General features: G+C 65.6%; 18 protein-coding genes and 1 riboswitch. Of the genes, 8 read left to right on the top strand and 10 right to left on the bottom strand.

The genetic code is table 11. The features are described 5' to 3' along the window. The coding region (locus K940_RS30045; protein ID WP_196812342.1) for an SDR family NAD(P)-dependent oxidoreductase at positions 1 to 519 on the top strand (519 nt) is incomplete at its 5' end. An 88-nt stretch (positions 520 to 607) separates the two neighbouring features. On the opposite strand, the gene K940_RS0123150 is transcribed toward K940_RS30045, so the two are convergent. The 3 genes from K940_RS0123150 to K940_RS0123140 form a co-directional block, all read right to left on the bottom strand. After that, complete coding sequence (locus K940_RS0123150) at positions 608 to 1,030, bottom strand: VOC family protein (protein ID WP_028479419.1); 423 nt, start codon at positions 1,028 to 1,030, stop codon at positions 608 to 610. Between the two features lie 64 nt (positions 1,031 to 1,094). Next, entirely contained in the window at positions 1,095 to 1,940 is an 846-nt protein-coding gene (gene thiD / locus K940_RS0123145) for a bifunctional hydroxymethylpyrimidine kinase/phosphomethylpyrimidine kinase (RefSeq protein ID WP_028479418.1), read from the bottom strand. Between the two features lie 250 nt (positions 1,941 to 2,190). Then, positions 2,191 to 2,982 carry a thioesterase family protein gene (locus tag K940_RS0123140; protein WP_028479417.1) on the bottom strand — a complete coding sequence of 264 codons (792 nt, stop codon included), beginning with the start codon at positions 2,980 to 2,982 and terminating at the stop codon, positions 2,191 to 2,193. 145 nt (positions 2,983 to 3,127) lie between these two features. Between K940_RS0123140 and K940_RS0123135 the strand changes: the two genes are divergently transcribed. Beyond that, on the top strand, positions 3,128 to 3,904 hold the full coding sequence (locus tag K940_RS0123135; protein ID WP_028479416.1) for an SDR family NAD(P)-dependent oxidoreductase: 777 nt from the start codon (positions 3,128 to 3,130) through the stop codon (positions 3,902 to 3,904). A 221-nt stretch (positions 3,905 to 4,125) separates the two neighbouring features. Beyond that, complete coding sequence (locus K940_RS0123130; RefSeq protein ID WP_028479415.1) at positions 4,126 to 4,887, top strand: SDR family NAD(P)-dependent oxidoreductase; 762 nt, start codon at positions 4,126 to 4,128, stop codon at positions 4,885 to 4,887. 15 nt (positions 4,888 to 4,902) lie between these two features. Here K940_RS0123130 and thiC read toward each other — a convergent pair whose 3' ends face one another. From thiC to K940_RS0123100, 6 genes are all read right to left on the bottom strand, one after another. Continuing rightward, positions 4,903 to 6,633 carry a phosphomethylpyrimidine synthase ThiC gene (gene thiC, locus K940_RS0123125; protein ID WP_231390487.1) on the bottom strand — a complete coding sequence of 577 codons (1,731 nt, stop codon included), beginning with the start codon at positions 6,631 to 6,633 and terminating at the stop codon, positions 4,903 to 4,905. Further along, a riboswitch (TPP riboswitch) is annotated at positions 6,623 to 6,745 on the bottom strand. Its footprint overlaps the gene before it by 11 nt. Positions 6,746 to 6,899: 154 nt before the next feature. Further along, positions 6,900 to 8,087: a fumarylacetoacetase gene (gene fahA / locus K940_RS0123120; RefSeq protein ID WP_028479413.1), complete on the bottom strand. Its 1,188-nt coding sequence runs from the start codon at positions 8,085 to 8,087 to the stop codon at positions 6,900 to 6,902. Beyond that, positions 8,084 to 9,283, bottom strand: coding sequence for a homogentisate 1,2-dioxygenase (locus tag K940_RS0123115; protein ID WP_028479412.1), 1,200 nt, complete (start codon positions 9,281 to 9,283; stop codon positions 8,084 to 8,086). The genes fahA and K940_RS0123115 overlap by 4 nt, the downstream gene beginning before the upstream one ends. A 92-nt stretch (positions 9,284 to 9,375) precedes the next feature. After that, complete coding sequence (locus K940_RS0123110; protein ID WP_028479411.1) at positions 9,376 to 10,188, bottom strand: exodeoxyribonuclease III; 813 nt, start codon at positions 10,186 to 10,188, stop codon at positions 9,376 to 9,378. Between the two features lie 52 nt (positions 10,189 to 10,240). Next, positions 10,241 to 11,248 (bottom strand): GNAT family N-acetyltransferase, encoded by a 1,008-nt coding sequence (locus K940_RS0123105; protein ID WP_028479410.1) that lies wholly within the window; start codon positions 11,246 to 11,248, stop codon positions 10,241 to 10,243. Next, positions 11,238 to 11,825 (bottom strand): peptide deformylase, encoded by a 588-nt coding sequence (locus tag K940_RS0123100; protein WP_028479409.1) that lies wholly within the window; start codon positions 11,823 to 11,825, stop codon positions 11,238 to 11,240. Before K940_RS0123100 ends, K940_RS0123105 begins: the two co-directional genes overlap by 11 nt. 212 nt (positions 11,826 to 12,037) lie before the next feature. On the opposite strand from K940_RS0123100, the gene K940_RS0123090 reads away from it, so the two are divergent. The 5 genes from K940_RS0123090 (at position 12,038) to K940_RS0123070 (ending at position 16,431) form a co-directional block, all read left to right on the top strand. Beyond that, positions 12,038 to 12,373, top strand: coding sequence for a DUF3263 domain-containing protein (locus K940_RS0123090; RefSeq protein ID WP_028479408.1), 336 nt, complete (start codon positions 12,038 to 12,040; stop codon positions 12,371 to 12,373). Between the two features lie 40 nt (positions 12,374 to 12,413). Continuing rightward, positions 12,414 to 13,010: a LytR C-terminal domain-containing protein gene (locus K940_RS0123085; RefSeq protein WP_028479407.1), complete on the top strand. Its 597-nt coding sequence runs from the start codon at positions 12,414 to 12,416 to the stop codon at positions 13,008 to 13,010. A 178-nt stretch (positions 13,011 to 13,188) separates the two neighbouring features. Beyond that, positions 13,189 to 13,869 carry a superoxide dismutase family protein gene (locus K940_RS0123080; protein ID WP_081706588.1) on the top strand — a complete coding sequence of 227 codons (681 nt, stop codon included), beginning with the start codon at positions 13,189 to 13,191 and terminating at the stop codon, positions 13,867 to 13,869. 11 nt (positions 13,870 to 13,880) lie between these two features. Next, positions 13,881 to 15,026: a glutamate--cysteine ligase gene (locus K940_RS0123075; protein ID WP_028479405.1), complete on the top strand. Its 1,146-nt coding sequence runs from the start codon at positions 13,881 to 13,883 to the stop codon at positions 15,024 to 15,026. A gap of 67 nt (positions 15,027 to 15,093) precedes the next feature. Next, positions 15,094 to 16,431 carry a phosphatase PAP2 family protein gene (locus tag K940_RS0123070; protein ID WP_028479404.1) on the top strand — a complete coding sequence of 446 codons (1,338 nt, stop codon included), beginning with the start codon at positions 15,094 to 15,096 and terminating at the stop codon, positions 16,429 to 16,431. Here the strand turns inward: K940_RS0123070 and K940_RS0123065 are convergent. After that, positions 16,428 to 17,783, bottom strand: a complete 1,356-nt coding sequence (locus K940_RS0123065; RefSeq protein ID WP_028479403.1) for a hypothetical protein — start codon at positions 17,781 to 17,783, stop codon at positions 16,428 to 16,430. The genes K940_RS0123070 and K940_RS0123065 overlap by 4 nt on opposite strands. Between the last annotated feature and the right edge of the window lie 24 nt (positions 17,784 to 17,807).

Raw genomic sequence — 17,807 nt, 5'->3', positions numbered from 1 at the left:
GATGTCGCGGTGAACAATGCCGGCACCGAAGGCGTGCCCGGCCCGATCACCGACCAAACCGCGCAGACCTATCACGACACCTTCGATACCAATGTCCTCGGTGTCGTGCTGAGTATGAAGCACCAAGCGCGAGTGATGAAAGGCCAGGGTAGCGGCAGCATCATCAACATCTCATCGGCCTTCGGGCACGCGGCCGCCCGGATCGCCGGCCCGGCGGGAGGTGCGATCTACGCAGCCAGCAAGTACGCCGTCGAAGGCCTCACCAAGTCGGTGGCGCTCGAGCTGGCCACCTCGGGGGTCCGGGTGAACGCTGTCGCTCCCGGCCCGGTCGACACCGAGTTGCTGAGCCGTTTCGTGGGCACACCCGAGAACAAAGCAGGTCTGTTGACGCTGGTCCCGATGGGTCGCGCGGGTGGCGTGGAGGAACTCGCCGCTGCGGTCGTGTTCCTCGCCTCGGAGGAAGCCACGTTCATCACCGGCCATGTCCTCGATGTCGACGGCGGCCTGGCAGCCAGCTGACGCGAGGTGGAGCGTCTGCCCGCCGCAACATGGCGGGCAGACGCTCTTCTCGATACTGTTGGCGAAGCAACACTACTGCGAACTGGGACTATTCGTCGCTCTCGGCGTCTGACGAGCCGTCGACGGGGCCGAGAAGATCCCAACGATTGCCTGCGATGTCGAGGAATACGGCGACCCGACCGTAGGGTTCGGTGCGGGGCTGCGTTACGAACTCGACGTTTGCTGCTGTCATTCGGGCGTACGCCTGGTCGAAGTCGTCCACTCGCAGGAAGAACCCGACGCGGCCCGCAGTCTGATCACCGACGGCGGCGAGTTGGCGGGTTCCGTCGGCACGGGCGAGCAAGATCCCGGTCTGCGCGCCGGGTGGGCGAACGACGACCCATCGCTTCGGACGCCCATCGTTGGTCAGTGACGCGACGTCGGAGACCAGGTGGAAGCCGAGTTTCTTCACGAAGAAGTCGATGGCAGGGTCATACTCTGCAACCACGATCGCGATCAGTTCCAGGTGCATCCAACGAGGCTAGGAGGCCGTGGAGAGGCGCTCGCTCGGCGCATGCCCAGTAGTGGCTTGTTCGTCAATTGTGATGCAGCCGCCACAGCGGAGAAACCGGGCCGTGGCCTGCACCGAGGTCATAGGATGCGGCCAGACAGCGGTGGGTCCACTGCTTGGCGAAGTGCACCGCGTCGGGAACCGAATACCCATGTGCCAGTGCGCAAGCAGTCGCAGCGGCGAAGGTGTCGCCGCCACCGTGATCGTTGCCGGTCGCCAGGCGTGGCGCGTCGAACTCGAGAAACTGCTCTCCGTCGAACAGCAGATCGGTACTGGATGCGGACGCGCGCAGGTGCCCGCCCTTGACGATCGCCCAGCGTGGTCCCAGGGCGTGCAGTGCCCGCGCTGCACGCCGTGCCGAATCGGCGCTGTCGACCTCGATGCCGGTGAGCAGTCCGACCTCGTCCAGATTCGGCGTCACGACAGTGGCGAGTGGAATCAAGGTGTGGCGTAGCGCGTCCAGCGCTTCTGCGTCGAGCAATGGGTCGCCGTGCATCGAGGCTGCGACCGGATCGACGACCAGCGGTATGTGGCCGTCACGGCCGATGCCGATCTCCTGGCACACCGCTGCGACCGCCTCCACGATGGCGGCGGAAGCCAGCATCCCGGTCTTCGCGGCGCCGACGCCGATGTCGCCGACTACCGCACGCACCTGATCGGTCACGATCTGGGGCGGAATTTCGTGGAAGCCGCTGACGCCCACCGAATTCTGTATCGTCACTGCCGCCACGGCCACCAACGCGTGCACCCCGCACAGCGCCATGGTGCGCGTATCGGCCTGGATTCCGGCGCCGCCGCCGGAATCGGTCCCCGCAATCGTGAGCACGCGGACCGGAGTACTTCCTTCCGCGGGCAAAGGCAGCAATTCCACCTCACAACCCTACGACGGACCGTACGCGCCGTGACCGGTCGGTCCGCGGCGCCCAGCGATGGATGACCAGCAGCCGAACCTGCCGGAGTCGAGTGGAACGCACGTGGTGTAAATCGCTGAGTGCGTTACCTTTTCGTGTCCATACCGGCAGCGCTGTGATCGTGTCCCTGAAGTGAGCTCCGCGGATACGAAATTTCGTTACATGCACGCCGATTGTGCTCGGCGGCGATGCGAGCGAATACCGCCGAGACTATCGAGCGCCGAGGAGCAGGGTTTGTGTGCTGCGACCCAGCGGACCCTTTTCATCGTAGAGCGCAGATTCGGCCAGCCCGATGCCATGAGTCTGGGGGTAGGTGACGGCGTCGAGGCACACCCATTCGCCCACTGGCTGACGGTGCAACGACACCACGAGATCGGTGTTGATGAACAGGTACCGGGTCCAGTCCAGAACGGAGCTGACTCCATTGCCGGAATCGGCGGCGGCGAGCGTGCGCTCGAGCGGGCTCGGATCGGTTCCGGCCACGATCGGGTGTTTGATCCGGATCCAGCAGATCGAGGGACCGGGTTCGACGAACGATCCGGTGACGAATCGATACTCGATGGCGGTGTGGAAGCCGACGGGCTCCGAAGAGGGAAAGGGCTGGGTCGACCCCTGCTCCACACCGGGACGTGTCCCGGAGGGGACGTAGGGCTCGGGCACCGGCAACTCCGGCTCGGCCAACTTGAATCGCCAGGCATTCGCCCGCATCACCGGCCCGCGATCGGTGGACAGTGTGGCTTCGATCAACTCGACGCTGCGGCCGCGGCGGGCAACGTGGGCCTGCGCTGTCAGCGGGGCCAGCGGTACCGGGCCGAGGATCTCGACGGCGACGCGCCCGATTTGGAATCCTGGCCGCGGCTCGCATCGCTCGATCACGTGACCGAGCAGTGCCGACGGCGGACCTGCGTGCTGGGCGTCCGGTGACCATGGGCCGCGAGTGAGTTCGGTGGACAGGAATCGATCCGGGCGCTGTGGGTCGGGCAGGTAGAAGGCGTCGGTCACGTCGTTGCCCTCGTTTCGAGTCGTCCGGTCGGTTTGTAGTCACGGTAACGTGGGGTGTGATTCGGGCGGCGACCGGACCCCGGCGCCGCGTGAAGAGACTCCTCATGTGTCGGGTAGAGATCTCTACAACCACGGGAGACGCACCATGGATGATCCGGTCGTCTTGATCACCGGGGGGTTCACCGGTATAGGCCTGGCCACAGCTCTGGCCTTCGGCGAGCGGGGTGCGAGGGTGGTTGTCGCCGGTCGGCCGGACGAGGCTGGTCGGGTCCAGCTCGCCAAAACATTTGCCGAGAAATTGCGTGCCGTGGGATCAGAGGTGGAGTTCATCGATGCCGACGTGCGCCATGAGGACGAGGTTCGCGCGATGGTCGATCGGGCCGTCGGTCGGTTCGGTCGTCTCGACATCGCGGTGAACAACGTTGGTACCGAAGGCGTTCTCAGCGCGATCACCGACCATACCGTGCAGGCCTATCACGACACATTCGACACGAATGTACTCGGCACCGTGCTGAGCATGAAGCACGAAGTACGCGTGATGCAGCAGCAGGGCGGCGGTGTCATCGTCAATGTTTCCTCGACCTACGGGCATGCGGCCTACGGGTTCGCCGGTGAGGCCGGCGCCTCGATCTATGTCGGCAGCAAACACGCCGTCGAAGGCATCACCAAGTCCGTGGCACTCGAACTGGCCCCTGCCCGCATTCGGGTGAACGCTGTCGCCCCCGGCACGATCGACACCGACATGCTGACCCGTACCACGGGTACGAAGGAGAACTTGGAGGCTCTGATAGCCCAGGTCCCGTTGGGTCGCGTCGGTCTCGCCGACGAGATCGCCGCTGCGATCGTGTTCCTCGCATCGGAGGATGCCGCGTTCATCACCGGCCATGTGCTCGATGTCGACGGCGGCTTGACGGCGAGCTGACCACAGGGAAATACCACCGTTGCCTCCCGCGCGGAAGACCTTCGTACGGGAGACAACGGAAATAATCTGGGTCAGCCATGACGTTGGCGTGATAAGCGAACGACCGTGATGAGCGAACGACTGGTCGCTGCCGCCGCCACCACTGACTGTTGGGACGCCCGGCCTTGTGAACTGCACTGATACCCCAGGAGCCACTGCACCGAAACCACAGGAGTCGTACCATGGGCAAGCCTGTCATCTTGATCACCGGGGGACTCACTGGTATCGGCCGCGCCACGGCGGTCGCGTTTGCCGAGAAGGGTGCGAAAGTTGTCGTGGCCGGTCGGCGCGACGAGGTGGGTAAGACCCTCGCCGAGGAATTGCGCGTTCTGGGTTCGGAGGCGGAGTTCGTCCATGCCGATGTGCGCAACGAGGACGAGGTTCGGGCCATGGTCGAGGAGACCGTCGCTCGGTTCGGTCGGCTCGATGTCGCGGTGAACAATGCCGGCACCGAAGGCGTGCCCGGCCCGATCACCGACCAAACCGCGCAGACCTATCACGACACCTTCGATACCAATGTGCTCGGCGTGGTCTTGAGCATGAAGTACGAAGTGCGGGTGATGAAGGAGCAGGCAAGCGGCGTCATCATCAACATTTCCTCCACTGTCGGGCACGCGGCCTTCGGTCTTGTGGCCGCAACCCAGGGCACCATGTACGCCGGCAGCAAACATGCCGTCGAAGGCCTCACCAAGTCGGTGGCGCTCGAAGTTGCCTCGTCGGGGATCCGAGTGAACGCTGTTGCTCCCGGCCCGATCGACACCGGAATGTTGCTCCGGACCGCGGGCGCGCCGGACAAGGTGGAGGGCCTGATGAAGGTGATCCCGCAGGGCCGTCTTGGTCGCACCAAGGAACTCGCCGCCGCGATCGTGTTCCTCGCTTCGGAAGACGCTGCGTTCATCACCGGCCATGTCCTCGATGTCGACGGTGGCCTGGCAGCCAGCTGATTCGAGGCCCGAACGCTACGAGACCACGGGAAGATAGACGGCGTTGCCGTTGCTGGCGAACTCGGCCGACTTCTGTGCCATGCCCGCCGTCAGCGCCTCGTCCTCGGTCAGCCCCTGTCGAGCAGCGTATTCACGCACATCGGCCGATATTCGCATGGAGCAGAATTTCGGCCCGCACATGGAGCAAAAGTGCGCGGTCTTCGCGGGCTCGGCGGGCAATGTCTCGTCGTGGTACTCGCGTGCAGTGTCCGGATCGAGCGACAGCGCGAACTGGTCGCGCCACCGGAACTCGAAACGTGCTCGCGACAAGGCATCGTCGCGATCTTGGGCATGTGGATGCCCTTTGGCCAGGTCGGCAGCGTGAGCGGCAATCTTGTAGCTGATCACGCCCACCTTCACATCGTCCCGGTTGGGCAAACCGAGATGCTCTTTCGGGGTGACGTAGCAGAGCATGGCGGTACCCGCTTGCGCGATGATCGCCGCGCCGATAGCCGAGGTGATGTGGTCGTAGGCGGGCGCGATATCGGTGGCCAGTGGGCCGAGAGTGTAAAATGGCGCCTCCTCGCACCACTCCTCTTCCAGCCGCACGTTCTCGACGATCTTGTGCATCGGCACGTGGCCGGGGCCTTCGATCATCACTTGGACACCATGCGATTTCGCGATCGTGGTCAGTTCGCCGAGCGTGCGCAGCTCGGCGAACTGTGCTTCGTCGTTGGCGTCGGCGATGGAACCCGGCCGCAGACCGTCGCCGAGAGAGAAGGTGACGTCGTAGCGTGCGAAGATCTCACACAGTTCTTCGAAGTGCGTATACAGGAACGATTCCTGGTGGTGTGCCAGGCACCACGCGGCCATGATGGATCCGCCACGCGAGACGATGCCGGTGACGCGCTTGGCGGTCAGCGGCACATAGCGCAGCAACACTCCCGCGTGAACGGTCATGTAGTCCACGCCTTGCTCGCACTGCTCGATCACGGTGTCGCGGTAGATTTCCCAGGTCAGGGCAGTCGGATCACCTTTGACCTTTTCCAGTGCCTGATAGAGCGGCACCGTACCGATCGGGACTGGAGAGTTGCGCAGAATCCACTCGCGCGTTTCGTGGATGTTCTTGCCGGTGGACAGATCCATGACCGTGTCGGCACCCCAGCGGGTCGCCCACACCATCTTCTCCACTTCCTCCGCGATCGAGGAGGACACCGCCGAGTTGCCGATATTCGCGTTGATCTTGACCAGGAACTTCTTGCCGATGATCGTCGGCTCGAGTTCGGGATGCTTGTGGTTGGCCGGGATCACGGCGCGGCCGGCGGCTACCTCCGTCCGCACCAACTCCGGCGAAATCCCTTCGCGTGCAGCGATGAAGCGCATCTCCGGGGTGATGATGCCCTGGCGAGCCCAGGACAGTTGCGTGCGCGGACCGGTGGCTTCGGTCCTGGCCCAGGTGTCGCGGAGCTTGGGTAGTCCGGTGTCGAGATCGATAGCCGCCGTGTCGTCGGTATAGGGTCCCGAGGTGTCGTAGACATCGAAGTGCTCACCATTGCTCAGATCGATCCGTCGCACGGGAACGCGCAGATCATCGACCTCGAGATAGTGCTTGGCACTACCCTCGATGGGGCCGGTTGTGACACTGCCCTCGATGGGGCCGGTTGTGACACTGCCCTCGATGGGGCCGGTTGTGCCACTGCCCTCGATGGGCGTGGTGGTGGTGCGGTCCGATGCGGAGTGGCCGTCGGACGCGGCGGTCGGTGTCATTTTTCCTCCCTACGCCGGCATTACCCGGTCAGGTTCATACGGTCGACGGCCCTGACGCCTCCCGGCTAGCCGTCCTCTCAGCCCGCTGGTGCGAGCCCCCGTTGGTTGTGAAATCTTCTCACCGACCATACCCGGGCCCGTGGCGCACACGCTGGGCGATTCGGCAGTTCCGTGCGAGGCGCTTGCGTCGCGACGCGCTGTCTCGCGTGCGCTCATGCCCGCGCCCGCGTGCGGTGGAGCCGGGTGGTCGATCGGACAGGTGGTGGTCAATGAGCAGTGGGTTGGTGAGCAGGCAGGATTCGGCCGGTCACCTCACCCAATCCGATGCGCGTCGTATCCGGGCCCGGAGCCGTCGCCGTGATCGTCACTTCGTCGTCGTCTTCCAGGAAGGTGCGTCGACTCTCGTTGACCAGGATCGGATCGGCTCCGCCCCAGGACAATTCGATGAACGAGCCGCGCTGGTTCGGGGCGGGGCCGGAGATGGTACCGGAGGCGTACAGGTCGCCGGTGCGGGTGGAGGCGCCGTTTGCGGTGAGATGGGCCAGCATCTGTGCCGGTGACCAGTACATTCGAGAGTACGGCGGACAGGTCACCGGCTGGCCGTTCCAGGCCACTGTGAGGTCGATGTCCAGACCCCACTGCTGAGTTCCGCGAAGGTAGGGCAGCGGGGTCGGGTCCTGCTCGGGCAGCGCTATCCGCGCGGATTCCAGGGCGGCCAGTGGTGTGATCCAGGGCGATATCGAGGTCGCGAACGACTTGCCGAGGAACGGACCCAGCGGTTGGTACTCCCAGGCTTGGATGTCGCGAGCGGACCAGTCGTTGACCAGCGTGACACCGAAGACGCGTTCGGCGAACTCGTCGATCTCCACCGGGACTCCGAGCCGCGAACCGACCCCGATGACGAATCCGAGTTCCGCCTCGACGTCCAGACGGCGCGAGGGTCCGAAATCCGGTGTCCCCGAGGTAGTTTTTCGCTGTCCGCACGGTCGGCGCACGTCGGTACCGGATACCACCACGGTGCCTGCCCGGCCGTGGTATCCGACCGGCAGGTGTCGCCAGTTCGGCAGCAGCGCCGCGCCGTTCGGTCGCAGCAGTCGGCCGAGATTCGTTGCGTGATCGATGCTCGCGTAGAAATCCACGTAGTCACCGATGTGCACCGGCAGTCGCAGTGTCACCTCGTCCAGGGGATACACTGCAGCGCTATCGATTTCATCGTCGACCAGTGCGCGAACCCGGTGACGTACCTCGCGCCAGCGGGCGGGTCCCTGGGCAAGGAAAGCGTCCAGTCCAGGTTCGGCGAACACATCGTCGCGCAGGGTCGCCGCCAGGTCGATCACGTGATCGCCGAGCCGTACCCCCACGCGGAAGCGCTGCCCGATCGGCGCGAACACCCCATAGGGCAGATTGTCCGGTCCGAAAAGGGGATTGGCGTACAGGTCCGCTCCGCTGCTCATGCCGGGCCTCGACCCGACCAGGTCCAGGCGTAATTCGGGTCTTCACAGGCCAAGGCGCCCTCGCCGAGCTCGAGCGGGTGAAAGGTATCGACCATGACGGCGAGCTCGTCGACGCTCTGCACACCGATGCTGGCCTCGTACGATCCCGGGTGTGGGCCGTGCGCATAGCCGCCGGGGTGCAGTGACACCGAGCCCAGCGCTATCCCGGATCCCTTGCGTGCTGCGTAGTCGCCGCCGCAATAGAACATCACCTCGTCGGAGTCCACGTTGGAGTGGTAATACGGCACCGGAATCGATAGCGGATGGTAGTCCACCTTGCGCGGCACGAAGTCGCAGACCACGAAGTTGTGCCCTTCGAACGCTTGATGCACCGGCGGCGGCTGATGGATGCGACCGGTGATCGGTTCGAAGTCGGCGATGTCGAAGGCGAACGGGTACAGACAGCCGTCCCAGCCGACGACGTCGAACGGGTGGCTGGCGTACACCATGCGGGTACCGACGATCCGTCCGCCGCCGGGACGGTGTTTGACGAGCACCTCGACGTCGGTGCCGGTCGACGTACTGGTTTCGGTTGGTCCGCGCAGATCGCGTTCGCAATAGGGCGCGTGCTCGAGGAGTTGGCCGAACCTGGACAGGTAGCGCTTCGGTGGAGTGATGTGGCCGGTTGCTTCGATCACGTACGCGCGCAGCGGTTCCGGACCGGTGGGCAGCCAGCGATGGGTGGTGGCGCGGGGGATCAGTACGTGATCACCCTGGTGTGCGGTCAGTGGACCGAACACGGTTTCGACGACTGCCGAACCGGATTCGAGGTAGACCAACTCGTCGCCGATGGCATTGCGGTACAGAGGCGAGGCGCGTAGGGCGACCACATAGGCGATACGGACGTCCATGTTCCCGAGCAGCAAGCGCCGTCCGGTGACCACGTCGGTCCTGGGGGGACGGTCGTCGGGGAACAAGGTGTGTAGCCGAAGATGACGATGGCGCAAGGGATGATTCGGCATCGTCGTCTGGTCGGGCAGGTTCCAGTCGGTCGCATCGACGATTGCCGGCGGCAGGTTGCGGTGATAGAGCAATGAGGAGTCCCCGGAGAAACCTTCCTCACCCATCAATTCTTCGTAGTAGAGACAACCCTGCTCATCGCGATGCTGTGTGTGTCGTTTCGGCGGCACCGCACCCACGCGCCGATAGAACGCCATGACCGTGTACCTCCGCCAGCCGATGTCGGGCTCCGTCGCACATCATCGTAGTAATCGAGGCCCTCGTCCGCGGTGAAACGGCCAACCGTGGCTCAGCGGAAGTCGGCGATCACCGGCGCGTGGTCACTGGCGCCTTTGCCCTTGCGTTCCTCGCGGTCGACGGCGGCGTCGGTCACCTCGGCGGCCAGCGCGGGAGAGGCGAGGATGAAATCGATACGCATCCCCTCTTTGCGTGCGAAACGTAGCTGGGTGTAGTCCCAGTAGGTATAGACACCCGGGCCCGGCGCGAACGGTCGCATGACATCCGCGTACCCGGAGTCGACAACGGCATGGAATGCCTCGCGCTCGTGCGGCGAGGTGTGTGTTCTGTCGGTGAAGTACTCCACCGACCAGACGTCGTCATCGGTCGGCGCGATGTTCCAGTCACCCATCAATGCGATTTTCGCCTCGGGATTCTCGGTCAGCCAGCGGACGCCGTTTTCGCGCAGCGTGGCAAGCCATTCCAGTTTGTAGGCGTAGTGCGGATCCTGTAACGCGCGGCCGTTGGGCACATACAGGCTCCACACCCGTACGCCACCGCATGTGGCGCCGATCGCGCGGGACTCGACCACGGGAGTGCTGATCAACGATTCGCCCGCGTCCCGGTCGAACCCCGGCTGGTTCGGGAAGGCGAGTTCGACGTCCGCCAAACCGACGCGAGAGGCGATTGCCACACCATTCCACTGGTTCACACCGACATGCGCCACCTCGTAGCCGATTTCGTCGAAGCGCTCGAACGGGAACTGGTCGTCGCGACATTTGGTCTCCTGGATGGCCAGAACATCGATGTCCTGGCGATCGAGCCAGGTCGTAACCCGGTCGATCCGGGAACGGATCGAGTTGACATTCCAGGTGGCCAGACGCACGGTGGTTCCTTCGTAAGACGTGACAGGGCTGTTCTACCTCGGCGGACCGGTTCTACCTCGGCGGATCGGGGTCGGAGAAAGGGGCGGGCGTCACATAGCGGTAGCTGTGGTGCTCGAGGAAGCCCAGCTGTTGGCTCATCGCGCGGGCGGCCGTATTGCCGGTCTCCACCTGGAGGTAGGCGTGCGTTGCGCCACGGTCGGCGCCCCAGCGGATCAACTCGGCGCACACCAGGGACCCGAGGCCATGTCTGCGATGCGCGGCGGTGACGGCGAGACAGGTGATGCCGACCCAGCGTCGTCCGTCCGGTGCAGTGGTCACCGCGCCGCGACCGATCGCCAGGGGGCGCGGTACACCGAGCGCGGCGAACCCGAGTTCGCCGTCGTGCACTGCGGTCAGCACGTCGGGAACCGGCTTGGGAGTGGATGCCGTATGCGTCGTGGGGTCGGCGCCGCGGTAGCGGTGCAGGTCCAGCCAATCGAGGTCGGGCGCGGGCATGATCCGGACCATCGAGGGTCCCTGTGGCAGCACGAAATTCTCGATATCCATGGCCAACACATCGGTCTGCCCAAAGCTGTGCCAGCCGTCGGGAGTTGGTGCGAGCCGGTCGGGCACCGCAAGCTGGAGCGGTAGGCCGTGCGCGGTGTACCACTCGCCGATCCGGTGCACTGTCTGTGCGGACGCGAGCGCAGGCCGATCGGAGCTGCCCAGTGGCACTGCGGAATTCGCCCGCCGAGTGTAGCCGTCACCTGCGCGCAGCAACCAGCCGTCGATCCGAGCGTATTCGAGGCCGGGCCAGGCGTCGGTGGCTGCGCTCTCCAGGGCGCGGATTTCACTGGTGCGAATCGGCCGCGGACCGAGGGCTTTGATCGCGACGACCCGGTCGGGTGTCACCGAGACGAGCTCTCCATCGGCGCTGCGCACTGTCGGCGGGTCCACCGAGACCAGTTCACCGATGACGTCGGTCGAGGAATACGGCTGCCCTGGGGGTAGTCGATAGCGCAGCACCACCCGTCGGCCGATCGGGATGTCGGGTTGCCGGGCGCCGGGTTCAGTCGTCATGGCCGAACGGGTCCGGATCGGTGCCGGGCAGCCAGCTCAAACCGGGTGTGCCCCAGCCGTTCCGCTTGATCGCCTTCTTCGCTGCTCGCGCATTGCGGCCGATCAGCACGTCGACATAGAGCAACCCGTCGAGGTGGCCGACCTCGTGTTGCAGCATGCGGGCGAAGAAGCCCTTGCCCTCCACTTCGATCGGTGCGCCGTGCTCGTCGGTGCCGGTCACCTTCGCCCAGTCGGCCCGGCCGGTGGGAAACTGCTCGCCGGGGACCGACAGACAACCCTCCTCGTCATCGGGGTCGGGCATGGTCTCGGGGATCTCCGAGGTCTGCAACACCGGATTGATCACCGCCCCGCGTCGGCGTGTGGCTGTGCCGTCGGCCATGACTTCCGGACAGTCGTAGACGAACAGCCGTAGCCCCACCCCGACTTGGTTGGCCGCGAGCCCGACGCCGTGCGCCGCATCGAGGGTGTCGTACATATCCGCCACGAGCGTGGCCAACTCCTCCGGCGATTGGGTGACCTGCTCGGTCGGGGTGTGTAGAACCTGGTCGCCGACGATCACGATCGGGAGGATTGCCATGGACCAATTATTGCCGCGGGTACCGAAGAGTGCCGGCTCGGGTGCACACGCCGCGATCCAGCGGCACGTTGTGCTGTGCCGACCTGCCGCGTCGGTGGTCCGAGCAGCGAACACGCCGCGGCGCGCGGAAGTGATCGCGCACCCGCGTGGTTGAATGATCCGCGACCTACAGGTATCGATTTCGGCTGGCAGAGACTCGGCGAGGGAGCGAGATGGACGGCGCAGCGGCACGGAATTCTTCCGCGAGCGATGATGTGCTGGCCGAGTCCGCAGTCGCCGCGAGCGACGACGATGGTCTCGATCGTCGCGAGCGCGACATCCTGTCCTTCGAGCGGCAGTGGTGGAAGTACGCGGGAGCCAAGGAGGAGGCGATTCGTGAATTGTTCGGCTTGTCGCCCACGCGGTACTACCAGGTGCTCAACACCATGATCGACCGGCCCGAAGCGCTGGCCGCCGATCCGATGCTGGTGAAGCGACTGCGCAGGCTGCGAGCGAGCAGACAGAAGGCGCGGGCAGCGCGGCGACTCGGGTTCCGGTCCGACCGGTGATACCGACCAGGACCCGGCCGATACGACTAGGCTCGCGGAGGTGAGTAACCCGAACCCCACCTCCGGTGGGCCGCCGTTGCGGGCACTGGCGATGGTGTTGATCGCGTTGGCCATCGTCTGCGCGGGCCTGGGCGCGATGTCGCTGTCGAGTTCCGACACCGACGGTTCGGGAGCCACCGAGCAGGCTGCATCCAGCGCGGCAGCATCCAGCGCCGCCGTATCCAGCGCCGCCGTATCCAGCTCGGCCACATCGACCAGCGTTGCAGGCAGCACCACTGCGGCGTCCACCCCGCCGGCGTCGGTGGAGCCGACCTCGGCTGTGGCGTCGACATCGGCGGCGCCGACCACCTCCGCCGTGCTCGACTCGGTGCCGGTGCGTGTGCTCAACAACAGCTTGATCGCCGGACTCGCGGCCAGGACGGCGAGTCAATTGTCCGCACGTGGCTGGACGATCGTGGAAACCGGGAATTACGCCGGAGCCAACATCCCGGAAACCACGGTGTTCTATGGAACTTCGCCCGATGACCAGGCGGCGGCGCAGGCCATCGCGCGCGAACTCGGCGCAGCAGTAGCGCCGAAATCGAGTTCGATTGCGGGCCCCGATTCGGGCGTGACCGTGATCGTCACCGGTAGCTGAGTTTGTGCGGCGCACGGTCGTGCGTGCGCTGTGAGCGGTGCGCGACGCGCGGCGAGCGGTGCGCGACGCGCGGCCCTGTTCCGGGCGCGACACGGCAGGCGTGGCATCATCTTGTCCGGTAATGAACGTGTCCACTCAACTTTGCTCGTAAACTCGGCACTCGTAAAGGAGTTCCCCGATGGTCCCGTCCACAACTCGTCGCCCGTCTTGGCGGACTGTGACCCCCGTGCTCGCGGTCGCGGTCTTCGGCCTCACTGGCTGCGTGAGCAACCAGGAGTCGAGCGACGTCCAGGGAACAACCCCCCCGGTATGGACCTCGTCTCCTGCTCCAGCGGGAGAATCGGAAACCGGTCATGGCTCGACGCCTGCCGCTGGGATGAATGTCGAGTTGAAGGACGCCTCGGGCGCCGCGGTCGGCTCCGCGAACTTCACCGAGGCGGGCGATCACCTCCAAGTGACCGTGGAGGCGCGCGGGCTGCGTCCGGGTTTCCACGGTCTGCACATCCATCAGGTGGGCAAGTGCCAGCCCAATTCGGTCGCGCCGACCGGCGGTCCAGCCGGCGACTTCCTCTCGGCGGGAGGCCATCTGCAGGTCGGTAGCGCCAACGCGCACCCGGCCAGCGGCGACCTCACCTCGCTCGAGGTGCGCGACGACGGCGCGGCGACACTGGTCACCACCACCGACTCGGTCACCTTGGACGATATCGAGGGCAAGGCCCTGGTCGTGCACGCAGGCGCCGACAATTTCGGCAATATTCCCGACCGCTACCGGCGCGCGGACGGCGTTGCAGGTCCAGACGAGGCGACGCTGGCGACCGGCGACGCGGGTGGCCGCGTCGCCTGCGGCATCATCGGGTAGTTCGGTGTCGTATGGCCGGGGCAGGAATCGACCACGTTCCGTTCGACGGTTCGCCCCGGCCGACCGTCGGCATCGAGTGGGAGATCGCGCTGGTCGACAAGGCGACCAGAGATCTGTCGAATACTGCTGCGGCGGTCTTCGATTCTGTCGGTGACCTGCGTTCGCACGACGGAAGACCGCGGGTCACCAAGGAGTTGCTGCGCAATACCATAGAGATCGTCACCGGAGTTCACGACACCGTCGGCTCGGCAGTGGACGAGCTGGCCGGCACCATGCGTGTTCTCCGGCGGGCGGCCGATCCGCTCGGGGTCGACCTTTTCTGCGCCGGTACCCACCCGTTCGCACAGTGGTCTGCGCAGCAGTTGACCCGTTCGGCGCACTACGACGAGTTGATCGAGCGCACGCAGTGGTGGGGACGCCAGATGATGATCTGGGGAGTGCACGTCCATGTCGGAGTGTCGCACCGCGAGAAGGTCTTTCCGATTCTGAACTCGCTGTTGCTGTCCTACCCACATCTGCTCGCGCTGTCGGCGTCGTCGCCGATGTGGTCGGGGTCGGATACCGGATACGCCAGCAACCGGACATTGATGTTCCAACAGCTGCCGACCGCGGGTTTGCCGTTTCAATTCGAAAACTGGACGCAATTCGAGCACTTCGTCCATGACCAGCTCAAGACCGGTGTATTCGCGCAGCTCGGGGGGATGCACTGGGATATTCGTCCGGCACCGAAGTGGGGCACCATCGAGGTGCGGGTGTGCGACGGGATCTCTACGCGTACCGAGCTGGCCGCCATGGCCGCCCTCATCCATTGCCTGGTCGTCGATCTGGATCGACGCATCGAGCAGGGTGAGACGCTGCCGGCGCTGCCACCGTGGCATGTCCAGGAGAACAAATGGCGCGCCGCCCGCTACGGTCTGGACGCCATCATCATCACCGACGCCGACAGCAATGAGCGACTGGTCACCGACGACCTCGACGATCTCCTGAACCGCCTGGAGCCGACGGCCGTGCAGCTGGGCTGCCGCAACGAACTCGCCCTGGTTGCCGAAATCCCCAAGCGCGGTGCCTCGTACCAGAGGCAGCGCCGGGTCGCCGCGGCGGCCCAAGGCGATCTGATCGCGGTGGTGGACTCGCTGGTCGAGGAGCTGAACCACTAGCGCTGCATACAGCACAGGTCGACTGTCGTTCAGTTGGCCAGATGTCGGCGTTCATGCCCCGTTTACTATGTCCGATGTGCTTGTCGAAGACTCGGATGCCAAGTCGGCAGTAGCGGCGCCGAGCGGCCGGGGGTGGCGGACCAGGGTCCGGGTCACGGCAGCGCTCACAGCGGTTGTCGTCGTGCTGATCGGATTGCAGCTCGTCGCGATGGAACACGGAGTCGAAGGCCCGCTCGGCAGTCTGTGGCGAGACTACGTGGGCACGCCGAAATCCATGTCGGTGCCGTGGGCCGGATTGATCCTTGCCCTGGTGGGCATCTCCGTCCGCCGGCGGCTGATCGCGGTGGGGTCGGCGGTGGCCATCGACCTGGTGTGGGCGGCCCTCCGGCTGCTGACCGGTGGCCCGTTCGCCATCGGCAACGGTCCGGTGATCGTGCTCACCGGGCTGGCGCTGCTGGCGTGGTGGCGGTGGCCGGGCGCCGAACGTCGCGATGCGTTGCGCGCCGCCGCACTCGGTGCGCTGCTCATCGTGGCTACCAAGGTCGGCGACGTGTGGCTGCACATCACGGTGATCGGCAAGCCGACGGTCCTCGACGCATACGCGAACCTCGCCGACCATGCGCTGGGTGATCCGGCGTGGGTCGTCGGCCGCGCGGTCGACGCGCTCGGTCCGGTGGTCTATGCGGTGCTGCACTGGGTCTATATCGAGCTTCCGGTAGCGGCGATCGTCGTGGCCTGCTGGCAGTTGCGCAGGGTGGCGCGCTCCGGACGATGGCCGTCGCACCATCTGGTACGCACTTTCCTCGTGCTCGGGTTGACCGGTCCGCTGATCTACGTGTTGTTCCCGGTTGTCGGGCCGATGTTCGTTTTCGGACCCGACGGCAACGGTCTGCAGGTGGGCAACTACTGGCCGGCGGTTGTGCCACCGCTCGATCGGAATCCGACGTCGCTGCTGTTCGACGATGTGACGCCGCGCAACTGCATGCCGTCCATGCATACCGCGTGGGCGCTGTCGGTGTTCCTGCACACTCGCCGCGATACCGATGGTGGTCGGGCGCCACGGTGGCTGCGGTGGGGCGGCACGTTCTGGCTGCTGGCGACGCTGGCCGCCACCCTGGGTTTCGGGTACCACTACGGTGTGGACCTGGTCGCGGGAGCGGTGTTGTGCCTCACGGTCGAGTCGGCTCTGCGCGCACCGGAACGGGGTTGGGGATGGTTCCGGGTCCGGCTCGTCGTCGGCGGCGCGGTGCTGCTGGCCGCATTGCTGCTGGCGTATCGCTACCTCGCGGTGACGATGGCCGACTACCCGGTACTCGCCGGCACCGTCGTACTCGGCCTGCTGGCCGCACTGGCCTGCCTGTTCCACGCGACCTGGTTCACACCGTCCACGACTCGCGCGCGTTAGCGATCGGTGCGCAGGTCGTGCTCGTATCCGACACGGTCGGACTCGGTGTGATCGGACTCGGTGTGATGCGGTTGCTGCTCGGTACCCGGTGTGCCGTTCTGCCGGATCTTGTGCAGTATCGTGAGCCCGATCGCGCAGCCGACGGTGATGGCGATCGCGGCGCGGCCCGGCGCCGAATTGGGTACCCGCGCGTCGGTGTTGAGCGTATCGATCTCGGTCGGCATCACCGAGATCACCGTGGGCAGGTACAGCGTGGTGATGGCGAGCACGCCGCTGGAGGCAAAGCGTGGCCGTGCCGTGCCGCAGCAGTACCCGGCGGCCAGCGCGACGACCACGCTCAGTGCGCCGCTGACGACCGGACTGGTGATTGGCGCGGCGAACCGGGCGAAGACCGCGATACCTGCGATCGGCACGACGGCCAGAGCGACCGAGGGACGTCGGGAACCGAACCGGATGCCGAGGGTGGTCAGGACGAGCAACATCACCGCACCCCAACCGGGTTGGGCAGGATAGTTCACCGCGGCCACCATGGCGGCGAAGCTCACGGCCAGGTAGATGCCGGCGCCGTCGCGACCGGGCAGCAGCAAGGCCGCGATGGTTGCGCTGACGATGGTGGCGGCGACGAACGCGACGACCTCGATCGCGTGACTATCGGTCGGTCCCATCTCGTACTCGTGGCTCAGCCAGGTTGTGCCCGCCAGCATCGTCGCTGCGAGCAGCGTGGCCGCGAGGATCGGCCGTACCGGAAGTGAGAAGGCGATTCCTGGCGACTTCGTGGGGTTGGTCTGCGACCAGTTGCGGAGGGTACCGAACGCCAGCAACGCCGTGGTCACTGCGATCCCGGCCAACCATTGCGGCGGAGTATTCGGCAGCGAGGTGGGATCGAGCGGGAGACGCAGCAACGCCGCGACATCGCCGAAAGCGAGAAAGCCGACGCTACCCACCGCGAACGCGATCCCGGGCACGGGTCGGTGCAGCAGGACACCACCCAGCGCACCGAGCACGACCGCGGCGCCCATCGCGTCGATATAGTTCTGCGTGGTGAGCATCTCCGCGGTCAGAGTCTGCGGCGCGAGCAGGTGACTGATCAACACCACCAGCATGGCCAGCGCTGCTGCCGCCCAGCCCACCACCGGCCTGGCGCTCACTCCGACCAACACGGCGACCGTGACCGTAACGATCATGGCCATCGCCGCGTTGCGCGGCAAGCTGTTGAGCAGGCCGGCGACCTGATAGGGCGTCGCCGTGTTGCGGGTATCGATAACGGTGACGGGTAGGAACAGCGTGAGTCCCGCGACCACGGCCGCTATGAAGGCCGTCATCGCGTCGACCCATTCGCCGACCCTACGCATGATTGTCGAACATACTCACGGCTA

This window comes from Nocardia sp. CNY236, assembly GCF_000482385.1.
In the GTDB taxonomy this organism is placed as follows: domain Bacteria; phylum Actinomycetota; class Actinomycetes; order Mycobacteriales; family Mycobacteriaceae; genus Nocardia.
The sequence above is the reverse complement of the archived record's forward strand: the minus strand, read 5'-3'. Positions and strand labels throughout refer to the sequence as shown.

Bases quoted from the DNA above. Each gene is read 5' to 3' on its own strand.
- K940_RS0123150 (WP_028479419.1), bottom strand. From the start codon at position 1,030: ATGCACCTGGAACTGATCGCGATCGTGGTTGCAGAGTATGACCCTGCC.
- K940_RS0123135 (WP_028479416.1), top strand. From the start codon at position 3,128: ATGGATGATCCGGTCGTCTTGATCACCGGGGGGTTCACCGGTATAGGC.
- K940_RS0123130 (WP_028479415.1), top strand. From the start codon at position 4,126: ATGGGCAAGCCTGTCATCTTGATCACCGGGGGACTCACTGGTATCGGC.
- thiC (WP_231390487.1), bottom strand. From the start codon at position 6,633: ATGACACCGACCGCCGCGTCCGACGGCCACTCCGCATCGGACCGCACC.
- fahA (WP_028479413.1), bottom strand. From the start codon at position 8,087: ATGAGCAGCGGAGCGGACCTGTACGCCAATCCCCTTTTCGGACCGGAC.
- K940_RS0123115 (WP_028479412.1), bottom strand. From the start codon at position 9,283: ATGGCGTTCTATCGGCGCGTGGGTGCGGTGCCGCCGAAACGACACACA.
- K940_RS0123105 (WP_028479410.1), bottom strand. From the start codon at position 11,248: ATGACGACTGAACCCGGCGCCCGGCAACCCGACATCCCGATCGGCCGA.
- K940_RS0123100 (WP_028479409.1), bottom strand. From the start codon at position 11,825: ATGGCAATCCTCCCGATCGTGATCGTCGGCGACCAGGTTCTACACACC.
- K940_RS0123090 (WP_028479408.1), top strand. From the start codon at position 12,038: ATGGACGGCGCAGCGGCACGGAATTCTTCCGCGAGCGATGATGTGCTG.
- K940_RS0123080 (WP_081706588.1), top strand. From the start codon at position 13,189: ATGGTCCCGTCCACAACTCGTCGCCCGTCTTGGCGGACTGTGACCCCC.
- K940_RS0123075 (WP_028479405.1), top strand. From the start codon at position 13,881: ATGGCCGGGGCAGGAATCGACCACGTTCCGTTCGACGGTTCGCCCCGG.
- K940_RS0123070 (WP_028479404.1), top strand. From the start codon at position 15,094: ATGTCCGATGTGCTTGTCGAAGACTCGGATGCCAAGTCGGCAGTAGCG.
- K940_RS0123065 (WP_028479403.1), bottom strand. From the start codon at position 17,783: ATGCGTAGGGTCGGCGAATGGGTCGACGCGATGACGGCCTTCATAGCG.